20 protein-coding genes are annotated in these 18,692 nt (G+C 52.3%); 3 read left to right on the top strand and 17 right to left on the bottom strand.

Annotated features, from left to right (window positions below; all coding sequences use genetic code 11):
* The first annotated feature begins 85 nt into the window (after nucleotides 1-85).
* The 3 genes from ribD to EJO50_RS07345 are packed head-to-tail and all read left to right on the top strand — an operon-like array spanning nucleotide 86 to nucleotide 2,105.
* Nucleotides 86-1,234 (top strand): bifunctional diaminohydroxyphosphoribosylaminopyrimidine deaminase/5-amino-6-(5-phosphoribosylamino)uracil reductase RibD, encoded by a 1,149-nt coding sequence (ribD, locus tag EJO50_RS07355; protein ID WP_233702190.1) that lies wholly within the window; start codon nucleotides 86-88, stop codon nucleotides 1,232-1,234.
* Entirely contained in the window at nucleotides 1,224-1,397 is a 174-nt protein-coding gene (locus EJO50_RS07350) for a YfgJ family double zinc ribbon protein (protein WP_206434475.1), read from the top strand. Before ribD ends, EJO50_RS07350 begins: the two co-directional genes overlap by 11 nt.
* Nucleotides 1,398-2,105, top strand: coding sequence for a riboflavin synthase subunit alpha (locus EJO50_RS07345; RefSeq protein ID WP_125972889.1), 708 nt, complete (start codon nucleotides 1,398-1,400; stop codon nucleotides 2,103-2,105).
* Nucleotides 2,106-2,354: 249 nt separating this feature from the next.
* Here EJO50_RS07345 and EJO50_RS07340 read toward each other — a convergent pair whose 3' ends face one another.
* The 17 genes from EJO50_RS07340 to EJO50_RS07260 form a co-directional block, all read right to left on the bottom strand.
* Nucleotides 2,355-2,789 carry an excinuclease ATPase subunit gene (locus tag EJO50_RS07340; RefSeq protein ID WP_125972887.1) on the bottom strand — a complete coding sequence of 145 codons (435 nt, stop codon included), beginning with the start codon at nucleotides 2,787-2,789 and terminating at the stop codon, nucleotides 2,355-2,357.
* 174 nt (nucleotides 2,790-2,963) lie between these two features.
* Nucleotides 2,964-4,190: a beta-ketoacyl-ACP synthase gene (locus EJO50_RS07335; RefSeq protein WP_125972885.1), complete on the bottom strand. Its 1,227-nt coding sequence runs from the start codon at nucleotides 4,188-4,190 to the stop codon at nucleotides 2,964-2,966.
* Nucleotides 4,187-4,918 (bottom strand): 3-oxoacyl-ACP reductase FabG, encoded by a 732-nt coding sequence (gene fabG / locus EJO50_RS07330; RefSeq protein WP_125972883.1) that lies wholly within the window; start codon nucleotides 4,916-4,918, stop codon nucleotides 4,187-4,189. The genes EJO50_RS07335 and fabG overlap by 4 nt, the downstream gene beginning before the upstream one ends.
* A gap of 448 nt (nucleotides 4,919-5,366) precedes the next feature.
* Nucleotides 5,367-5,831 (bottom strand): hotdog family protein, encoded by a 465-nt coding sequence (locus EJO50_RS07325; RefSeq protein WP_206434474.1) that lies wholly within the window; start codon nucleotides 5,829-5,831, stop codon nucleotides 5,367-5,369.
* Nucleotides 5,818-7,014, bottom strand: a complete 1,197-nt coding sequence (locus EJO50_RS07320; RefSeq protein WP_125972879.1) for a beta-ketoacyl-ACP synthase — start codon at nucleotides 7,012-7,014, stop codon at nucleotides 5,818-5,820. Before EJO50_RS07320 ends, EJO50_RS07325 begins: the two co-directional genes overlap by 14 nt.
* Before the next feature lie 166 nt (nucleotides 7,015-7,180).
* Nucleotides 7,181-7,726, bottom strand: a complete 546-nt coding sequence (locus EJO50_RS07315) for a DUF3261 domain-containing protein (protein ID WP_125972877.1) — start codon at nucleotides 7,724-7,726, stop codon at nucleotides 7,181-7,183.
* The gene (locus tag EJO50_RS07310) at nucleotides 7,714-8,937 is read right to left on the bottom strand and encodes an NAD(P)/FAD-dependent oxidoreductase (RefSeq protein WP_125972875.1); all 1,224 of its coding nucleotides are present in this window, start codon (nucleotides 8,935-8,937) and stop codon (nucleotides 7,714-7,716) included. The genes EJO50_RS07315 and EJO50_RS07310 overlap by 13 nt, the downstream gene beginning before the upstream one ends.
* 40 nt (nucleotides 8,938-8,977) lie before the next feature.
* Nucleotides 8,978-9,181, bottom strand: a complete 204-nt coding sequence (locus EJO50_RS07305; RefSeq protein ID WP_125972873.1) for a hypothetical protein — start codon at nucleotides 9,179-9,181, stop codon at nucleotides 8,978-8,980.
* A gap of 33 nt (nucleotides 9,182-9,214) precedes the next feature.
* Nucleotides 9,215-11,554, bottom strand: coding sequence for an MMPL family transporter (locus tag EJO50_RS07300; protein WP_125972871.1), 2,340 nt, complete (start codon nucleotides 11,552-11,554; stop codon nucleotides 9,215-9,217).
* Nucleotides 11,532-12,128 (bottom strand): outer membrane lipoprotein carrier protein LolA, encoded by a 597-nt coding sequence (locus EJO50_RS17145; RefSeq protein WP_164521448.1) that lies wholly within the window; start codon nucleotides 12,126-12,128, stop codon nucleotides 11,532-11,534. The genes EJO50_RS07300 and EJO50_RS17145 overlap by 23 nt, the downstream gene beginning before the upstream one ends.
* 317 nt (nucleotides 12,129-12,445) lie before the next feature.
* Nucleotides 12,446-12,874: an acyl-CoA thioesterase gene (locus EJO50_RS07290; protein ID WP_125972867.1), complete on the bottom strand. Its 429-nt coding sequence runs from the start codon at nucleotides 12,872-12,874 to the stop codon at nucleotides 12,446-12,448.
* On the bottom strand, nucleotides 12,864-14,408 hold the full coding sequence (locus EJO50_RS07285; protein WP_233702189.1) for an HAL/PAL/TAL family ammonia-lyase: 1,545 nt from the start codon (nucleotides 14,406-14,408) through the stop codon (nucleotides 12,864-12,866). The genes EJO50_RS07290 and EJO50_RS07285 overlap by 11 nt, the downstream gene beginning before the upstream one ends.
* Nucleotides 14,395-15,357 carry a lysophospholipid acyltransferase family protein gene (locus tag EJO50_RS07280; RefSeq protein WP_206434473.1) on the bottom strand — a complete coding sequence of 321 codons (963 nt, stop codon included), beginning with the start codon at nucleotides 15,355-15,357 and terminating at the stop codon, nucleotides 14,395-14,397. The genes EJO50_RS07285 and EJO50_RS07280 overlap by 14 nt, the downstream gene beginning before the upstream one ends.
* Nucleotides 15,354-16,088 (bottom strand): glycosyltransferase family 2 protein, encoded by a 735-nt coding sequence (locus EJO50_RS07275; protein WP_125972861.1) that lies wholly within the window; start codon nucleotides 16,086-16,088, stop codon nucleotides 15,354-15,356. The genes EJO50_RS07280 and EJO50_RS07275 overlap by 4 nt, the downstream gene beginning before the upstream one ends.
* A gap of 43 nt (nucleotides 16,089-16,131) precedes the next feature.
* A complete protein-coding gene (locus tag EJO50_RS07270; protein WP_125972859.1) occupies nucleotides 16,132-17,835 on the bottom strand; it encodes an ApeI family dehydratase in 1,704 nt (567 codons plus the stop codon).
* Nucleotides 17,828-18,361 (bottom strand): COG4648 family protein, encoded by a 534-nt coding sequence (locus EJO50_RS07265; RefSeq protein ID WP_125972858.1) that lies wholly within the window; start codon nucleotides 18,359-18,361, stop codon nucleotides 17,828-17,830. The genes EJO50_RS07270 and EJO50_RS07265 overlap by 8 nt, the downstream gene beginning before the upstream one ends.
* A 2-nt stretch (nucleotides 18,362-18,363) precedes the next feature.
* A complete protein-coding gene (locus EJO50_RS07260; protein WP_125972856.1) occupies nucleotides 18,364-18,621 on the bottom strand; it encodes an acyl carrier protein in 258 nt (85 codons plus the stop codon).
* Between the last annotated feature and the right edge of the window lie 71 nt (nucleotides 18,622-18,692).

Genomic DNA, 18,692 nt, shown 5'->3' with positions numbered 1-18,692 from the left:
CCATGGGGAGAAACATACGCAAAAGTAAGGTTTTCTCCGTGAAATTCCGTGCTCTTAGTGAGCTCTGTGGTTCAAGGTGTGGGTTATGCCTGTGCTTAGGGAATCCATGAACGCGATCGATCATCAGTATATGCAGCTGGCTTTGCAGCAGGCGGCTTTGGGGCAGAATAGTGCTTCGCCCAATCCTTGTGTGGGCTGCGTACTGGTGAAAGACGAGCAGGTGGTGGGGGCCGGGTTTAGCCAGCCTGCTGGCGGCGGCGTGGTGCAGGGTGCTCCCGGTGCACATGCCGAGGTGATGGCCTTAAGTGTGGCTGGGGATCTGGCTCGCGGCGCGACGGCTTATGTCACGCTGGAGCCTTGCAGCCATCATGGCCGCACGCCGCCTTGTGCCGATGCCTTGGTGAAAGCCGGTATAGTGCGTGTGGTAGCCGCGCTGACAGACCCTAATCCGCTGGTTGCCGGGCAGGGGCTGGCACGTTTGGCTGCTGCGGGCATCGCCGTGGAGTCAGGCGTATTGCACGCCACAGCACTTGAGCATCACAAGGGTTTTATCAGCCGCATGCTGCGATCCCGTCCCTGGCTTACGGTAAAAATGGGGGCCAGTCTGGATGGCCGCACCGCGCTCGCCAACGGGCAATCGCAATGGATTACCGGCCCTGCCGCAAGGTCTGATGTACAAAAACTGCGCGCCCGCTCTTGCGCCATGCTGACAGGAATCGGCACTGTGCTTGCGGATGACCCGCAGCTAACCGTGCGGGAATTTGCGGTAAGCAGACAGCCGCTGCGGGTGGTGGTTGACAGCCAGCTTAGAACACCTGTGAACGCTAAGTTATTTAATCAGGCCGGTGTGTTGATTGTCTGCGCTCAGGATGATGAGCTGAAACGCCATGCTTTAGAGACGGCAGGGGCCGAAGTCCTGATATTGGCTGATACGCATGGCCGTGTTGATTTAACTGCTCTACTGAAAGAGCTGGGCTGCCGTGGCTGCAATCAAGTGACGGTTGAAGCGGGCGGGGTACTGGTTGGGGCTTTGCTCCAAGCGGGCCTGGTTGATGAAATGCTGCTTTATCAAGCTCCCGTGATTATTGGCGACACGGCGAAAGGTATTGCCACTCTTGATTTATCCGATCTTAATCACAAGTTACAAGCTAGGGTGTTAGAGCGCCGCCAGATTGGAGACGATTTACGTTTCACTTTGCGGTTTACTGATGCTGGAGAATTTTATGCCGAATGAAAATTTGCAAAAAGCCGTGCCGCTCTGCCCGGATTGTAAGCGTCCTCTGGATGTAATTGCCGCCTGTGGCTCGATTAGTTATTTTTGTGATCACTGTAATTTACTTAAGTCTTCAAAGCGCGTGCGCGAAGCAAATCCAGAACTCTTTAAGGAAGCTGAATAAATGTTTACGGGGATTGTGCAAGGCGTTGCAAAGATTGAAGCGATTGATGACAGAGAAGGTATGCGGACATTTCGTATTGCCTTTCCGGCTGGCTTTTGCAAAGACATTCAAATCGGTGCCAGCGTAGCCATTGATGGTGTTTGCCTGACCGTTACCGAGATCTTTGCGGATGACAAAGCCCGTTTTGATGTCATGCTGCAAAGCCTGCGCATTACCTCACTGGGGCAATTACAGCCGGGTAGCCAGGTGAATGCCGAGCGTGCAGCTAAGGACGGTGCCGAAATCGGCGGGCATCCGCTTTCAGGTCATGTGGACTTTACCGCTACGCTTTTAGATATTCGTAAAGATCAGGAAAATTGCTGCTTTAGAATTAGCGTGCCCAAAGCCGGTATGAAATATATCTTTGCGAAAGGCTATATCGCTCTGGATGGCGCCAGCCTGACGGTGTCCGAAACCAATAAAACAGACTGCTGGTTTGAAGTATGGCTGATTCCTGAAACCCGCCGTATGACTATTTTTGAAGGGAAGCGTGTGGGCAGCGTATTCAATGTAGAAATCGAGCGCGCCACGCAGGTGGTGGTGGATACCGTGCGCGATGCCTTAGAAGAAAAACTAGGCACGCTGATGCCTGCACTGGAGGCACTGCTCGCCCAGCAGGGTGTGGATGTGTATGCACTGGCCGAGCCTGTGGCTTTAAAGAAACCTTAAGCTGATGCCCGCCGGCAGATATGGGTTAGGGTGCCAAGGTGCCTCTGTGCCCAGACATTTAGCTACTGAGGTGGCCAGTTTAGCTGCTTTTGCCTGGCGGCAGGTTCATCTGAGGAGGGTGAAAAGCCGTATGTTTGATTACTTGCGAATTTCTCTCTCCAGATAAAGATATAGTGCTTCACATGGCTTGAATTTGATGTACATCCAGGCCGATGAGGCTCTGTTTCCCCGTTTTTATTAAAGCTGAAATTATTGAGCTACTTTGGCATAGCTGCCTTTTAATGCTACGCCAATGATAAATCCACCTGCATGGCACTCGATGGTGCTATCGTTCTTTACTTCGTTTTTTTTGTAATAGCTAACTAAATTAACTACAGCATTTGCCCCTTCTTTCTTGGCTGAATTCTGAAGAGCGATTAATGCAGAAAGTGCCGCCCATTTACAGCCAAATTCATCACTTTTACCCACAGCATTGGTTTTTTGGTTTGTAACATCTTCAGAGAACTTTTTGATGATTTTGGGTGTTTTCTGTCCAGCCAAGTAAAATTTAACAGACCCATCCAGTTTACCCTCAGCCTCCGGCATTGCTAGCACATCGGCCAAAGGAATATTCAATGCCGTATCGCGGGCAAAGGCAGAGGTTGATAACAAACCGGCAATTAGTAAAATGGCAAATTTTTTCATTTTTATTCCCTGGTGTTCGTGGTTAATAGATTGAAATAATACTATTTTTGTTTGTAGGGGTAGTTCAGAGCGGGAGCTCTAATATTTGCACTGGATGCCCGATGAAACTATTCGGAAATAGCTATTTAACAAGGTTGTCTCCCCGTTTTTTTGTGTCTGCAGAACTTTTTTACCTTAACCCCAACGCTTAAAAATCAGCGATGTATTCATCCCGCCAAAAGCAAAGTTATTGCTCATGACAATATTGCATTCAATGGCTCGCCCTGTGCCTGTGATGTAATCTAGTGGGGCGCAGCGCTCATCAGGCTCTGTCAGGTTGATGGTAGGGGCGAACCAGCCGCTGTTCATCATTTCGATAGTGATCCACGCTTCCAATGCTCCACAAGCGCCAAGGGTGTGGCCCATATAGCTTTTGAGCGAGCTGATTGGCGTTTGTGCGCCAAATACCGCCAGTGTGGCATGGGATTCGGCGATATCACCATGGTCGGTGGCAGTGCCGTGGGCGTTGATATAACCGATATCAACGGGCTGCAGCGCTGCATCTTCAAGGCTCAGGCGAATGGCCTGGGCCATGGTGGCGGCATTGGGGTGGGTTACATGTGTGCCATCGCTATTGCTGCCAAAGCCGACGATTTCTGCATAGATATGCGCGCCGCGCGCCAGTGCGTGTTCCAGCTCTTCCAGCACCAGCGTACCTGCGCCTTCGCCAATCACCAGCCCATCGCGTTTAGTGTCAAAAGGGCGGGGCGTGGCTTCGGGGGTGGTGTTTTGGACACTGGTCGCAAACAGGGTGTCAAAAACAGCCGCTTCGGTGGCATCCAGCTCTTCAGCGCCACCCGCTAGCATGGCAATTTGTTTGCCGAATTTGATTGCCTCATAGGCATAACCGATGCCCTGGCTACCAGAGGTACAGGCACTGGAGGTGGTAATGATGCGGCCGGTAATACCAAAAAATACACCGATATTCACGGCTGCGGTATGCGACATCATTTTGATATAGGTGGTGGCGCTGATGCCTTCGGTAGATTTTTCTGCCATCATGCGGCCAAAGTCACCAATGGCTTTGGGCGTACCGGCCGATGAGCCATAAGAAATCCCCATCTGGCCGCTTTTGACCAGCGGATCATCCAGAAGACCGGCATCAATTAGCGCTAACTCGCTGGCACGTGTGCCCATCAGGGCCACGCGGCCCATGCTGCGAGTGCTTTTACGATTGTAGTGAGCGGGCAGCTCAAATGGCGCGGCAGGCGCTCCAAGCTGGGTATTCAGCCCTTCAAAAACCTGCCACTCAGGCATCACCTGGATGGCATTTTTTCCTGTTTTCAGTGCGGCTTCTACGGTTTTCCAATCGTGGCCAAGCGGGCTGATGGCACCGATGCCGGTAATTACAACGCGTTTCATCCTACCAATCCTCCATTTACTGAGATCACCTGACGTGTGATATAGGCAGCATCTTCCGACATTAAAAAGCTGACTGCTGCGGCGACTTCTTCAGGTTTGCCCATGCGTTTGGCCGGGATGATTTTCAGTGCTTCTTCTAAAACGTGCTCATCCACCATTTCGGTATCAATTAAGCCGGGAGCCACGCAGTTTACGGTGATGGCTCGGCTGGCCAATTCTACCGCCAGCGCCTTAGTTGCTCCGATAATCCCCGCTTTGGCCGCGCTGTAATTTACCTGTCCGCGATTGCCGATCAGGCCCGAAACAGATGATAAAGTGACGATACGGCCAGGTTTTTTTTGCCGCACCATGGGCATGGTGAGCGGATGCAGTACATTGTAAAAGCTATCTAAATTGGTATGAATCACCGCATCCCAGTCGTCACCTGGCATGGCAGGGAAGGCGTTATCCATGGCAATGCCCGCATTGCAAACTACGCCGTAGTAGCAGCCGTGCGCTTCGATATCGGCTAGTAATACTTCTGCGCTCTGGGCGCGATTGGCCACGTCAAATTGTAAAATACGGCTGTTCTGGCCCAGGGCGGTGATCTCGGCAGCGATAGCTGTTGCGGCGTCAATGCGGCTTTTGCAATGCAGTATGATATCAAAGCCATCCTTGGCAAGCCGCCAGGCAATGGCATGTCCTATACCCCGGCTGGAACCTGTGACCAGAATTGTTTTGTTACTCATTACTTGCTTCTCTTTGTTTATTTTAATTTTTAACTGATGTTACGCAGTTATTATCTTTTTAGTGCCTTCGGCACGTCTATTTTGGAGCGGTAGCCACCGCGGGGCGTTCTTTTCTTGCTTCGCCAAGAAAAGAACCAAAAGAAGGCGCCCCCACGAAGCACGAAGGCCCCTTCGCTGTGGACAATCGAGTCGGCGGCGGGCGGGATTGGCTGGATCCTCCTTCCCTTGCCGAAACCCCGCCCCGTTTGTTCCTCGCTACGGCGTGTTTAAAGGGGATTTAAAAGCTCCATGCAGAGAGTCGCGATAAAATCTATCTACTGAGGTTGGAACAACTCAAAACCCAATAAATAGTTCAGTTAAAATGCTTTCTTTCGTGAAGCTCAGTGTTCCCTGTGGCCTCTATTGTTCAAGATTTGGTTTTTGTGCTTTGCAAAGCCCTTGTTCCGTTTTACCCCCCCCCCGCGTGCTCCGCTAAAAACGCGCTGGCATCCAGTGGCTCAAATACGGTGAGTGCGGCCAGGGCAACTTCCTGCTGCTCAATCAAAATCTGGCAATCAAACTGCCCCAGGCCATTATCGGCCTGAAAGGCTCTGCTGATCCTGATGCTGAGCACCTGGCCCAGGGTAAATTCGCTTACGTTGCAGCTGTAGCGCCGGCTGCCCAGTAAAAAGCCGATTTTAGGTACTTGCCCGGCTAATTTTGCTTGCCAGCCAGCCCATGCGGCAACGGTTTGCGCCATATATTCAACACCAACCCATGCACCCACGCCTGTGCCGGTGAAAAACAGATTGTCTGCGGTGATGGTCACTTCGCATTCAAAATGCGTGCCGTCCCCGGCGATGGCGCGATCGAGCAAAAGCATCCTGCCCGAGTGCGGCACGATCTCGCTGATGGAGTATTCAATCGGCTGCATGTTTTTTTCCAAAAATAAGGACTGCATTGCTGCCACCAAATGCAAAGGAATTACTGAGTGCATATTGCAGTGGCGTGTCTGTGCATTGCCCGGGCATTACCAGCGCCAGAGGGGTAATTGCCGGGTCGCTTGCGCCATCCCACCAGTGAGGGGGCAGTTGCCCTGTGGGATTGCCGCTGAGGGTAAGCCAGCAGATGGCCGCTTCAATGGCACCGGCCGCACCCAGTGTGTGGCCGGTTAAGGGTTTGGTCGAGCTGCAAGGAGTCTGTCCGCCAAACACCTGGTTAATGGCAAGGCTTTCCATGGCATCATTTTGCTGTGTTGCCGTGCCGTGCAGATTGATGTAATCGATATCGGAGGCCTGCAGGCCTGCACGGTGGAGCGCTGCCTGCATGGCGGTGCTTGCGCCTTTGCCATCCGGCGCGGGTGCTGAAATGTGATGTGCGTCCGAGCTTTCCCCCCAGCCTAGTAGCGCCACGGTGTTTTTTTCTTGCATTAAATCTTTACTTATCAGAAACAGTGCGGCGCCTTCGCCAATATTAATGCCGCTGCGATGAATGCTCATGGGCTGGCAGCGCTCAGCACTGACCGATTCCAGCGCCGAAAAACCAGCAACGGTGAAATCGCACAGCGAATCCACACCGCCGCAAATCACCGCATCGCACATTCCTGCATTGAGCAGCCTTGCTGCACTGGCCATCGCTTTGGCGCTGGAAGAGCAGGCTGTGGAAATAACCATTGCCGGGCCAGCAAGCCCGAGCAGACTACTAAGTGCGGTAGCGGGCGAGCCTAACTCTTGCTGGGCAATATGAAAATGCAAGGGTAGTTGGCCCGTCGCCTGGTGTTGGGCAATCGCAGCTTGTGCCTCACCAATGCCTGATGTGCTGGTGCCTAAAACCACGCCAATCCGTTCTACGCCAAAGCGGGCAATTGCTGTATCTACTGCGGGGCGAATTTGTGCCAGTGCAGTAAGTAGTAGTGCGTTATTGCGGCTGTGCAGCATGGGTGGCAGGGCCTCTTGTGAAGCAAGCTCGCTTGTAACTGCTCCCAGATGTAATGTTTTTCCAAGGCAGGCATAAGGCTCAACCCCGCTAGGCGTATCGGCAAACAGAGCCTGACGTACATCATCGATGCCACTGCCCAGCGCGCAAACAATACCAAGCTGGTTTAAATAAATACTCATCGTGTAAGGCTATGAAATAACAAAAGATTTATTCCTGTTAAAAACCTTAGGTTTGTGGATACAGAAAACACGGAGTTTAAAAAAGCAGTACAGAGGGATATCTTGAGAAAAACTTTATTGGGGGCTCCGTGTGCTCACCGTTCTCTGTGCTTACAGATCTTAGGGGTTAAGGTGTTTCTTTTGAATCAATGACCAGCCGGTAGTGCTCCAACTTGTTTTCCAATTCTGCTTGCCCCGCCCAGCGAGGCGTAGCGTGGTAGCGAACGGTGATAGTGTTTTGCTGATCTAGCGTCAGCTTTCTGATATTGCCTTCTTCGCTCAGTACCCAGCCAGCAGGCAGAGCTGCCTGAACTGCTGCTAGCGGCCAGTAAACCAGTTGTACATCGCGCAGCACACGTTGTTCGTCTACTTCTTTGGGCAACAGGGCATGACGATTACTTGTTAGTGACTGACCATTCCAGCTTATCGTTAAAATACGCTGTCCCAGGGCAAAGCCTGCCAGCTGGACTTGCTCCGGATCGATTTCCAGTAAGGCATCCAGATTCTTGGGCAGGGCACCGCCTGCGGGTAGAGGTGTTACACTTAGCCTTTGTGTGAGAGTGACTGATCCTCCGAAGGCCGCCGGGGCTAAGTGTAAAGCGGGCAAGTTCATCTTGGTGGCTTCGCTTGCGCAGCCACCAAGCAAAGCAAGCAGGGCGATTAGGCCTCGCACAATTGCTCCAGCGTTTTTAAGCGTCTGGGCTGTTCTATATAAGGGTTGTTTAAATCCCAAGCATAGCCTGCCAGAATGGCTGAGATCATCCGGCGTATATCAGATGATTGTTCCTGATGGAAAATGACATCTTGGAAGCCACCTTCATACCAGCTTTCTACAAAAGTTTTGAAAGCATCAACACCTTTTTTGAGCGGATCGGCATAATCGCTTTGCCAGTTGACTGCTTCACCGGCAAATTCGCGCTCAATTGCCGCTGCGGCAAGGGCTGCAGATTTTACTGCAATGGTGACGCCGCTGGAAAATACCGGGTCCAGAAATTCGCCTGCATTGCCCAGCAAGGCAAAGCCCTTGCCATGCAAGGTGCTGACGTTGGCGGAATAACCCCTGAGCTGACGGGCCGGGGTATCCCATACGGCGTTTTTCAGTACAGTAGAAAGGGTAGGAACTTCTGCGATAATAGCTTGTAAACGCTCGGTTTCATTGCCCTGATATCTCTCCAGAAATTCCGGTCTGGCAACTACACCTTGCGAGCAGCGGCCATTAGAGAAGGGAATGGTCCAGAACCATACATCATGGTGCTCAGGGTGTACGCTGATTAAAATCTTATTGCGATCAAAGTCATTTTTTGAAATATGATCTTCGATATGGGTAAAGTAAGCACCGCGGACCGGGAAACTAGACGGGATTTCCAGCTGAAGCAGGCGAGGAAGAATCCGGCCAAAACCGCTGGCATCAAGTAAAAACCGGGCGCTGATTTGGTAGGTTTCAGCTGCCGATTGCACGGTAACCAGGGGGTGATCGCCATCTAAATTAATGGCAGTGACCTGCTCCTGGTAGCGAATCACCGCACCTGCTTTTTCTGCACCTTTGGCCAGTATGTGGTCAAAATGGCCGCGCTGCACCTGGTAGGTTGTGCCCCAGCCCTGGGAAAATTTATCGCGAAAATCAAAGGTGGTGGCTTGCTCACCGCGTACAAAGGCAGCGCCGTTTTTATGCTGAAAGCCAGCCTCGATCACATCTTGCAAAAATCCTGCCGCTTCGATGTATTCCATGCTTTGCGGTAATAAGCTTTCACCAATCGAAAAGCGTGGAAAAACTTCTTTTTCAATAATCAGTACCTGACGGCCTTGCTTACGTAATAATCCTGCTGCCACCGAGCCGGAAGGGCCAGCGCCAATAATTAGTATTTCTGTCTGTTCTATACGCATTGTATTTCTCTCTCTAAAGTATTGGCTTAACCACTCGGTATTAGTGAATAAACAGCCCTGCTTTTAATATTCCAATCAGGCCAATCATAATCCAAAAGCCATTGAGCAAGATGTAAGCAACATCTCGTTTTAGTGCAGAGCACCATGCCAACATAATGGCGTCGGTGGTATTCAGGCTCCAGACAAACATAAAGGGACTGGCGGGCCCCAGCCAGCTGACGAGGCTAAAGCTGAAAATACGCATCAGTACACCGATCATTTCGATGGTGCACAAGCTTTAAGGCATAAATGCCGGGGTGAGTAACCAGGAAAAACCAATACCCAGCAGCATGGTCAGGCCAAAAGCATGCAGGGCGGGGGTTGCGGATAGGGCGAGTAAACCAAATGCAAGTAGCGTGGAAGCCGCAGCTAGTGTGACCGACAGAAACGGCCTTGTTGCATGGCGATCAGGGTTTTCCAGCAGGAAAATCCCGTAATCCACGCCCATGCCTAAAATAAGCAATAGCGCCAGAATATTAAATAACTGCAAGGGCTGGCCGAGTAGCGCCAGAATGGCTAAGGCCAAAGTGCTGGCGAGCAAGGTGGGCAGCAGTGCCCGCCATGCCTGCTTGCCAAAACGGTAGCTTAGCGCAGCGAAAACCAATAGGTAGCTGAGTGCAATCACCCATGCCATCAGCACGCGGTAGCGGCCCATAACGGTGGAAACTTCAGCCACTTTGTCTACCCAGCGCACACCTGCCACGCCGGGGGCTAGCGCCGCCAGCTCGGCCAGTTGCACAGGTTTGCTTACGCCGCGCAGCAAGATTACGCTGGCGTAGCCGTTTTCAAAACGCCCCAGCCATTGGTGACGCAGCGGTTCTGAAACGGGCGCGGCCAGCCAGTCGGCAATTATCAGTGGCTGGGAGGGTTTGAATGATGGCGTCAGCGATTCCCCCAAAGCGCTGCCCGCCTTGGCCAGCACGCCTTGCTGGCCAAAAACTACACTTTTAATGAGTGCCTGATTCTTAGTTTGCTGTGCCGCTGAGGGCACCCAGTCGCTGATGGCCTGATAGCCGCTGATACTGCCCTTGGCAATCAGGGGTACAAGTTTGGCCTTCAGCGCTTCTTCCTGCTGTAAAACGGATTCAATACTTGCACCGCGAATTAAATAAAATTGTGCCGGGCTGGGTAAATCCAGTAACTGGCTGACTTTTATTTGCTGAGCGATCAGGGCGGGCGGTGAGCTTTGCAAGAGGCGTACATCGTCATTGCTTTTAATAGCTAAGCCGCCTGCCAGCAAAACGGTGGCAACGACGATGGCAAACAGTAGCGTTAAACGGTTACACCCAAGGTGGGGCCAGAGCGCGCGGCGTGTGCCTATCCAGTTGGACAAGCGGGTGTGCTTCATTTCCCCTTTATCAAATAGTGGAAACCACCACATCACGGTCACAAAAGCCGCTAGCAGGCCGGTGGCGGAGAAAACGGCGATTTGCCGCAGACCAGGGAAAGGGGTGAGTGCCAGCAGTAAATAACCAATGGCGGTGGTGAGCATCGCCAGCCACATTACCGGCGCTTGCGCTTTAAGCATGGTCCAGCGCTCTGCTGCAGGGCGGCCCTGGCGGCTGCTGAAATAATTGCTGCCGTAGTTTTCGGCCACGCCGACTAAGCTTGCCCCAAATACCAGCGTGATTAAATGCAGGCGGCCAAACAGTAAGCTGCACACCGAAATCGCTGCAAGCAGGCCGATAGCAATCGAGAGGGTCACTAAAATGCGTGGCCGGATGGCGCTGAAGGCAAATACCGTGAGCAGCACAATGCCGACCATCGAACCAATGCCGATAGTGTGCACTTCGCGTTCGGCCTGGCTGGCTGCCGCTGCCGCATGTAAGGGAACGCCGACGCTTAACACTTCTATTTGAGGCTGGGTTTGCAGAGCAGCCGCTTTGGCTGCATCCAGCACCGGAATCAGTGCTTGCTGCGCTTTAATTGAAAACGCCGAATCTTGTTGCTCCAGCGTCAGCAAAATATAGAATGCCTCGCCGGATGAGGACGAAGACATCAGCGATAAGCGCCCGTCACGGATACGGACTTTGCTTTCTGCAGCCCGCTCACCCAGCCATGCGCCGAGTAAATTCAGCGGATCATCCTGCCATTCGCCAAAGCGGGGCATGCCGATGCCGGGCTGATAAAGCGCTGCCACGGCACCTTGCGCCAGTTGATCAATACTGCTGCTTGCTAATTGCTGGCGTTGGGCGGCGCTAAGCAGCTGATTGCGATAGGGAATAAAAAAGCTGAGCCATGCGCTTTCATCGCCTATTTTGTAGCGCAGGTTAAGCGGCAGCTTGCTGTTTTTCAGGATTGCGGCGTAGGCATCTGTGGCTGCCAGTGCGCTTTCCCAATTCTGCCCGCCAATCACTACCACCACGCGTTTGGCTGCCGAATCGCTGAGTTGCCGTGTGGCGTTTTGCACCGTCGGGTCTCGCTCATCCTGCGGCAGCATGGCCAGAATGTCGGTATCCAGCTGTAAATGGCCAGACCACAGATAAATATTGTGGCCGATAAAGCCGAGTACGATCACCAGCCAGATTTTGGCCAGTAGCCGGATAGATGCCTGATTACTCAAAACGGATACGCTCATCTTTGCTGAGTTTGGCAGGCTCGGTGTTTTGTGCGCTTAAGCGTATCAGCGTTTGATCGCCACTGGCTTCATCCAGCAAAATACGGCGCACAAACTGATCCCCTGACAGCTCGATCTTACGCATGATTTTTCCCAAGGCAGCTTGCCTGGGAGTAAGTGTCAGCTGCCATGCTTTGCCGCTTACGCTGCCTTCAATCTTAAATAGCTCACCCAGACTACTGACATCACCATTCATCAAAGAAAACAGCAGACCATTAATCATCCGCACCGATGGTTCTTTGCTGGCGCTCAAACGGAAAGTCACTGCACCTTCTTGCTTGGCCACAATTTCATCGCGGCTTAGTTTAAGCGTGCTGGCAAAAGGGGTTTGGGTACGCCAAAGCACACCCGAGTCTCGCGCTACCAAAAAATCCCCGCGCGACACTAAAGGTTTTTTAAAGCCGCTTACCTGTTTATTTTGCTCAAAATCCCCGCGCAAAACCTCGGGCTGAACCAGGCGCTCTTTCACGCTGACTGCTAAGTCAGCGGCATGGCTGCTGAGGGCAAAAATAGAGAGCAGGAAGATCGTAAACAAATTGATTACGGTTGTTGTTTTGTACCGGCTTCCAATCCAAGCAATAGATTCTGCAATCGTTGCACAGGGGCTTTTTGGGTCCCCTGTATTTCGCCGAGCGAGGAACAAGCGGGGCGGGGTTTCGGTGAGGATATTTGAGCGAAGCGAGTCCCGCAGCCGCCGCTGTCCGCAGAGAGGGAACCCTTGCAAAGCAAGGGCGAAATACCGGGGCGGCCTTCTTTGGCTTACTTTTCTTGGACGTTCAAGAAAAGTGAGTCCCACGCGGGGGACACCCGCCCTAAATACTGTGCCGAAGGCACTAGTAAAACGATCGAACATCACTGCGGCTCCTCCACCCCAAGCCGCTCCCATAATATGGCTGGGCAGATATATTGCATTTCACTTGTATTCATATCCACAGCCACCTGTATGGTATAGGCCTGATTTATTTTCTGCCCGCTGACGGCATCTTTAATTAGGTAGTTGATTTTCAAGCGGCTTTCCCACTCAACAATTTCGGCCCGCACGATCAGCTGCTGACCAAAGCTGGCAGGTTTTACGTATTTCAACCGCATATCCACAATCGGCCATGCGTAGCCGGATGCCTTCATCTGTGGGTAGTCGTAATTAAATTGACTGAGCAGGGCGCAGCGGGCGATCTCCAGATATTTGGCATAATTGCCGTGCCAGACGATATTCATCGGGTCCAGATCATGGAATGCCGGGCTTAGCGGGATTTCGATACTAAGGCGAGGATTAGTCTGCATAGAGCACCCAGGCTTGTGTGCGAATGTCTGAAATTAGCGCTTGCAGTTCTTTATCCAGGGCTCGGTCTTCTACCAGTAGTGGGATGCGGCTTTCCAGATCAGCCTGCATGGTGGCAAGTGCAGCGGGAAGCTGTAAGTTCTGATCGACAGAGCGGCGCAAGGTAATGCCCTGGCGGGCGGCAATCAACATGGCGGCGACTACTTGCTCGGTCAGCTCGAGCACACGTAAGGCATCCCGGGCTGCAATCGTGCCCATACTGACTTTATCCTGATTGTGGCATTCGGTAGAGCGGCTAAATACCGAGGCTGGCATAGTTTGCTTTAGTGCTTCGGCTGTCCAGGCAGATACGCTGATTTGCAGCGCTTTTAAGCCATGATTAATCGCCGCGCGCGGACCGGTGCAGCCGGATAAATTAGACGGCAGGCCGTGATTAAAGCGGGTATCTACCAGTAGTGCCAGCTGGCGATCGAGCAAATCGGCCAGATTAGCCACGGTGTTTTTCAGGCTGTCCATGGCAAAAGCGATATGGCCACCGTAGAAATGCCCTCCGTGCAACACCCGCTCGTTTTCGGCATCAATAATTGGGTTGTCGTTAGCACTGTTCAGCTCGTTTTCGATCAGTGTTCTGAAAAACGGTAGCGCGTCTTCCAGTACACCAATCACATGCGGTGCGCAGCGCAGCGAATAACGGTCTTGCAGCCGTTCATCATTGCGGCTGGGCTGCTGGCTGGTTAAATCATTGCGAATACGCGCCGCCACTGCTTGCTGGCCGGCGTGCGGTTTAACCGCGAACAGTGTTTCATCAAAATGGTGGCTATTGCCGGCGCTGGCTACCACATTCATTGCGGTCAGCCTAGCAGCCAGCCTGCATAAATAATCGGCGCGTTGCCAGGCCAGGCAAGCCAGAGCGGTCATCACCGCCGTGCCATTCATCATGGCCAGGCCTTCTTTGGGACGCAGGCGCAGCGGCTGGATTTTTAACTCGGCAAATACATCGCTGGCATTGCGGCGTTCATTGCGATACATCACTTCCCGCTCGCCGCAGAGTACTGCAGCCACATAAGACAATGGCGTTAAATCGCCGCTGGCCCCGACCGAGCCTTCGGCCGGAATCAGCGGCAGGATGTCGTGTTTAAGTAATGTTTCCAGCTGATCAAGCAGGGCAATGCTGACGCCCGACATACCTTGCGATAAAGAAGCCAGCCGCGTGGCTAGTACGGCACGGGTTTCTTCCTGCGTTAAAAAACGCCCGGCACCGCAGCCGTGATAAGTGTAAAGATGATGCGGCAGCTCGCTGATCAGCTCGGGTGGAATAACGACGGTGCAAGAATCGCCGTAGCCGGTGGTTACCCCATAAATCACGCCGTCTTCACGCAGTAAACGGTCTAAAAAATCGGCACCTTTTTGAATGCGCTGACGAAACTTCGGTGTGCCGGAAAGCTGGGCAGAGGCTTTTTGCCGGGAAAGGGTGACAATGTCTTCGATGCATAATCGTGTGCCATCAAAGGTGATGGCAGGTTTAGTGTTTGTCACGTGTCTGATCCCAAAAGGCAAAAAAGTTAAACCAGTCGTAGGGTGAGCGTTTGAGTAGCGCTGTGAGTGCCTGTGCGTACTGCGCGGCATAGCCTGCCATGGCTTCGTTGCGTTGTTTGCGGGGTAGAATCACACTACTGGCCAGTGTTTCAAAGTGGATGTTGTAACCGTGCCCCTCATGGATGCAACCTAGTAAATAGAGCGGGCATTTCAACAGGCTGGCCAGAATGTAGGGGCCTGCCGGAAAAGGTGCGCTATGCCCTAAAAAATCGGCTTGTACGGTCTGGCTGGCAAACACCGGAATGCGATCGCCTGCAATTACGATATATTCACCTGCAGTAATTTTTTCCGAGAGTAAAACGGCGGTTGCAGGGCCGACTTCTGAGACCTCGATCAGCTGCAAGTCATTGCCCGGATTAAGCTGCTTTAATAGCTGGTTAAATCGCCTGGCATGTTGTGTGTGTACCAGAATATTGAGGCGAATTTTGCCGGTGTCCTCCGCCATGGCACGGCATAGCTCAAGGCAGCCCAGATGGGCGGTGATAATAATGCCGCCTAAACCCTGCTCTGCGGTGGCGTAAAATGTTTCCCGGCCCTCGGTTCTGACATTGCTGAAATGATAGCGACCAGAAACAGCCAGAAGTTTGTCCAGTATGGTTTCAGCAAAAAGAGCAAGGTGTTTTAAGCTGTCCTGCCACGATGGGGTATGTCCTAGCGCGCCTGTTGCAGCTTCTAGCCGTTGCAAATATTGCATCGATGCGTGGCGTAGTGCGGGGCGGCTTAACCATTGCGCGGCAATGACCGGATAAAGGCAAAGCCGGAATGGCCAGCGTCCCAGAAGCTTATGTACCCAGAAAAGCAGCCAGATGCCTGTGATAAAGGTTTTCTCGCCTATTTCTGCCCAGTGTTGCGGTGGTGGCTTTGCTGTATTTTGTGGAGATGGGCTCACGAGAAAAATTTTCTCCAGATAAGGCGTGGCGAGCGTAGCAACATCCCGATAAAGAGCTTGGCGTGCATGCGAGAGATCAGCACATTGTCGAGCAGGGCTTTGAAGTGGGAAATGCCGTCACTGGGGTAAGTGACTCTGGTTGGCTGGTTGATAATCGGTATGCCACGCCAGCACAGGCGCACTGCGATATCGATGTCAAAATCCATGCGCCTGCCAATATGACAGCTGTTAAGCAGGGCAATGGTGGGGGCGAGCGGGTAGATGCGAAAACCGCACATCGAATCTTTAATTGCGAGTGAAAGGGTGTTGATCCATACCCAGATGTGGGTTGCATAGCGGCCATAGAAACGCGCCTTGGGTACACTTTTATCATAAACAGGGTAGCCGAAAATCAAGGCCTGGGTGTTTTGCCTGGCTAATGCAATAAAAGTCGGGATGTCCGCAGCGTTGTGCTGGCCATCGGCATCGATTTGTAAGGCATGGCTGTAACCCAGATCATACGCGTAACGCAGTCCTGCAATCATCGCACCGCCTTTTCCCTGGTTTTGCTGTAACCGTACAAGGGAGGTGTTGTGTCCTTTTTTTTCCAGCCGATCTAATACCGCAGCGCAGTCTGCATTGCTGCCATCATCTACCAAAATACAGTGCAAATGATGGCCATGTACCGCGTTGACCACTGCGGTAATGGCCTCGCCATGGTTATAAACAGGAATCACCACACAGATTTTCATGGGGTGATTCTCAAATTGAATGCAGGTGTGCCCCTGTAGGTTTTCATATGGGGTTTCCTAATATAATCCGGCCACTGGCATGTGTGCCTGCAGTAGATAAAAACTTAAATGTCAGTATGGTCTCAGTTTCTTTGCTGAGTATTTTTAGCTCAAGCTGGATCTGGCTATGGGGAGGAATAATCTGCTGGAATTTGAGTACTTCCATGCGTAAAAACATCGCAGGTAGTTCGAAGAGCTCTCGTGCCAGGCAAAGTGCCCAATCGAGCTGAGCCACGCCGGGCAGGATGGGGGCTTTGTTAAAATGACCATCAAAAAAGGGAGAGCTAGCACTGACATTTATCGCCAGCAGTGCCGTATTTTTGTTCTGCTCGATCAGGCGTGCGTCGGGACGGCGCGGGTCAAAAAGGGTCAGTAGTGCAGCGTAGGTTGTTTTGCCCTGAGTATTGCCGGGCAGTGCCCGGACATAGCGAAAGCGGCGTGGCAGGGCACTGGCATCGATCGAGTCTGCCAAGGCATTGCGTAAGGCCTGATTCAGTGCGCGTTTGCCTTGCTCATCTATCAGACGCCAGCCTGCTGCATTTGGGCAGGCGATTACGCCGAGCTCAAGCCGGGTGCCGGGCAGGGCAATAAGCCGTATATCATTAAGAAGCGAGGTAGCAAGCAGTGCCTGCTCCATTGCATTGAGTGAAATGCGTTTTTCTTCGATTTTGATAATGCGATCATTGCGCCCGAGCAGCTCAAAACCATGGGGTGTGAGGGCGACACGATCATTACTGACTTGCCATTGCTTGTCGCTAAGATGGGGAGAGCGTAAATAGAGGATTTCGTTTTCTACCCGGATAGTGATGCCGGGCAGTGTTTGCCAGGCTGAGTGGTGGTCTTGCTGTCTCTGTCGCCAGGCAATACCACCGGTTTCCGAGCTGCCGTAGATTTCAATCGGGGCGCTGCCCAGTAATGTGCGGCAAGTTGGCAGGGCTTCTGTTGGCAAAGGGCCACCCGAAGAGAATATTGCGAGTAAAGATTGTGCATGCCAGCTAAGCTGCTCCGGCAGACGCTTTAAATGGGCAGGGCTGGCAACCAGAATGGCTGCAATACCCTGGTGTTCGCAGGTAGCCAGGCTGGCCGAGATATCTTCTGGAAATACCAGTCTGCTTGTGTCAAATGATCGCCCGGCCGAAAGTGGCCACAGAACCTTGAATAAAAGCCCGTATATATGCTGATGGGACACGGTAGCCAGTACGGTGGCCCCGGTGCATTGCTTGCCAAAGCAGGATTCAAGTGCCACAGTTTCGCTGACCAGCTGAGATAATTTTTTAGGAATGGCGCATGGCTCGCCACTGCTGCCAGAGGTATAAATCACCAGTATTACGCTGTTTAAATTCAACCTTTTCCATTTTGTGTTGGGGCTGGTTGGCTCGGAGCTAGGGGGGAGTGAGCCTGGAATATCGCCAGCAAAGCCATCCACTGTTTCCTGTAGTTTTTGTAGTGTGGTGGGTAAGGTATCTCCCGGTAGGTAAACACATTTACCGGCATGCCAGGCCCCTAGAAGTGCAGCTGCAAAGGAGGTGCTATCGTTAAAGTACAGAGCAAAGCGTGTGCCGCCGTGCAGATTAAATGCCTGTTGCCAGCGGGCAACGTCTTTGCTAAAGCGATCAAAGTCAATAACTTGTGCTGCATTTTTTGCCACGGGGTGGGTCGATGCTCTGCCGGTAAACAGCAGGTTATCCAGTGAAATAAAATCAGTCATAAGCGGCTCTAATTCGTTGCCTGATGATCCATTCCCCCAGAAAGAGCGCACCCATTAGCAGGTAGGCAATCAATCCGTTGTAAATAGCCCAGGCTGCATCCGACCAGAACGCGGTGATTAGAGCCGCGCAGCCGTTGAAAATAAAAAAACCACACCAGACTTGTGTCACCCGGCGGGTATACAGAATACCGCTCTCTGGTAGATCGGGCTCGCGCAAACGGGCCAGTCGCTCTATGGCGCTGGGTGGATAGGCGAGTGTCAGCGCAAATGCCGCGCAGAGCACGGCATTGATCAATACGGGATAAAGTTTGAGCGGCATCAGTTGATTGCTCATAAAGCTGATGACAGCCAGTAAAGCAGCGCCCGAGGCGGCAATAAGCCAGATTTTATCTTTAGTAAGCAAGGCACGTGTCAGTGCCATGGCCACTAGCAGGAGTGCCAGCCATCTGGGCTGAAAGTGGCTCATTCCCAGATAAATCAGTGCAGGGTAAGCGAGGGTAAGAATCCCTAAAATAAAGCTGCGCATCGTTAAGCTGCAGGTTTTTCTTGTATCAGCTCATGGAGTGCATCGACTACATCTTGCAGGGTGCGTACCGCTTTAAATGCATCAGGATGCAGGCGTTTACCCGCGATTGGTTTGAGTTTGACGATAAGATCGACCGCATCAATGCTGTCGATGTCCAGATCTTCATAGAGGCGCGCTTCAGGGGTGATTTTGCTGGCTTCGGTATCAAAAGTTTCTTGCAAAATGGTGCTAAGGCGCTCGAATATTTCCTGCTTGGTCATGGGTATTCCTTGCTGCATATCATCTTGTACCAGTGGGGTATTGCGGTTAGTTGTGAGGCTTGAACCGGGTT

This window comes from Iodobacter ciconiae (assembly GCF_003952345.1).
Classification (GTDB): Bacteria; Pseudomonadota; Gammaproteobacteria; order Burkholderiales; family Chitinibacteraceae; genus Iodobacter; species Iodobacter ciconiae.
The sequence above is the reverse complement of the archived record's forward strand: the minus strand, read 5'-3'. Positions and strand labels throughout refer to the sequence as shown.

Excerpts from the sequence above, each read along its gene's own strand:
- EJO50_RS07310 (WP_125972875.1), bottom strand. The coding sequence starts at position 8,937 with ATGCGTATAGAACAGACAGAAATACTAATTATTGGCGCTGGCCCTTCC.
- EJO50_RS07340 (WP_125972887.1), bottom strand. The coding sequence starts at position 2,789 with ATGAAAAAATTTGCCATTTTACTAATTGCCGGTTTGTTATCAACCTCT.
- EJO50_RS07350 (WP_206434475.1), top strand. The coding sequence starts at position 1,224 with ATGCCGAATGAAAATTTGCAAAAAGCCGTGCCGCTCTGCCCGGATTGT.
- EJO50_RS07275 (WP_125972861.1), bottom strand. The coding sequence starts at position 16,088 with ATGAAAATCTGTGTGGTGATTCCTGTTTATAACCATGGCGAGGCCATT.
- EJO50_RS07325 (WP_206434474.1), bottom strand. The coding sequence starts at position 5,831 with ATGCAGCCGATTGAATACTCCATCAGCGAGATCGTGCCGCACTCGGGC.
- EJO50_RS07300 (WP_125972871.1), bottom strand. The coding sequence starts at position 11,554 with ATGAGCGTATCCGTTTTGAGTAATCAGGCATCTATCCGGCTACTGGCC.
- EJO50_RS07335 (WP_125972885.1), bottom strand. The coding sequence starts at position 4,190 with ATGAAACGCGTTGTAATTACCGGCATCGGTGCCATCAGCCCGCTTGGC.
- EJO50_RS07260 (WP_125972856.1), bottom strand. The coding sequence starts at position 18,621 with ATGACCAAGCAGGAAATATTCGAGCGCCTTAGCACCATTTTGCAAGAA.
- EJO50_RS07265 (WP_125972858.1), bottom strand. The coding sequence starts at position 18,361 with ATGCGCAGCTTTATTTTAGGGATTCTTACCCTCGCTTACCCTGCACTG.
- EJO50_RS07320 (WP_125972879.1), bottom strand. The coding sequence starts at position 7,014 with ATGAGTATTTATTTAAACCAGCTTGGTATTGTTTGCGCGCTGGGCAGT.
- fabG (WP_125972883.1), bottom strand. The coding sequence starts at position 4,918 with ATGAGTAACAAAACAATTCTGGTCACAGGTTCCAGCCGGGGTATAGGA.
- EJO50_RS07305 (WP_125972873.1), bottom strand. The coding sequence starts at position 9,181 with ATGCGTATTTTCAGCTTTAGCCTCGTCAGCTGGCTGGGGCCCGCCAGT.
- ribD (WP_233702190.1), top strand. The coding sequence starts at position 86 with ATGCCTGTGCTTAGGGAATCCATGAACGCGATCGATCATCAGTATATG.
- EJO50_RS07270 (WP_125972859.1), bottom strand. The coding sequence starts at position 17,835 with ATGACTGATTTTATTTCACTGGATAACCTGCTGTTTACCGGCAGAGCA.
- EJO50_RS07290 (WP_125972867.1), bottom strand. The coding sequence starts at position 12,874 with ATGCAGACTAATCCTCGCCTTAGTATCGAAATCCCGCTAAGCCCGGCA.
- EJO50_RS07345 (WP_125972889.1), top strand. The coding sequence starts at position 1,398 with ATGTTTACGGGGATTGTGCAAGGCGTTGCAAAGATTGAAGCGATTGAT.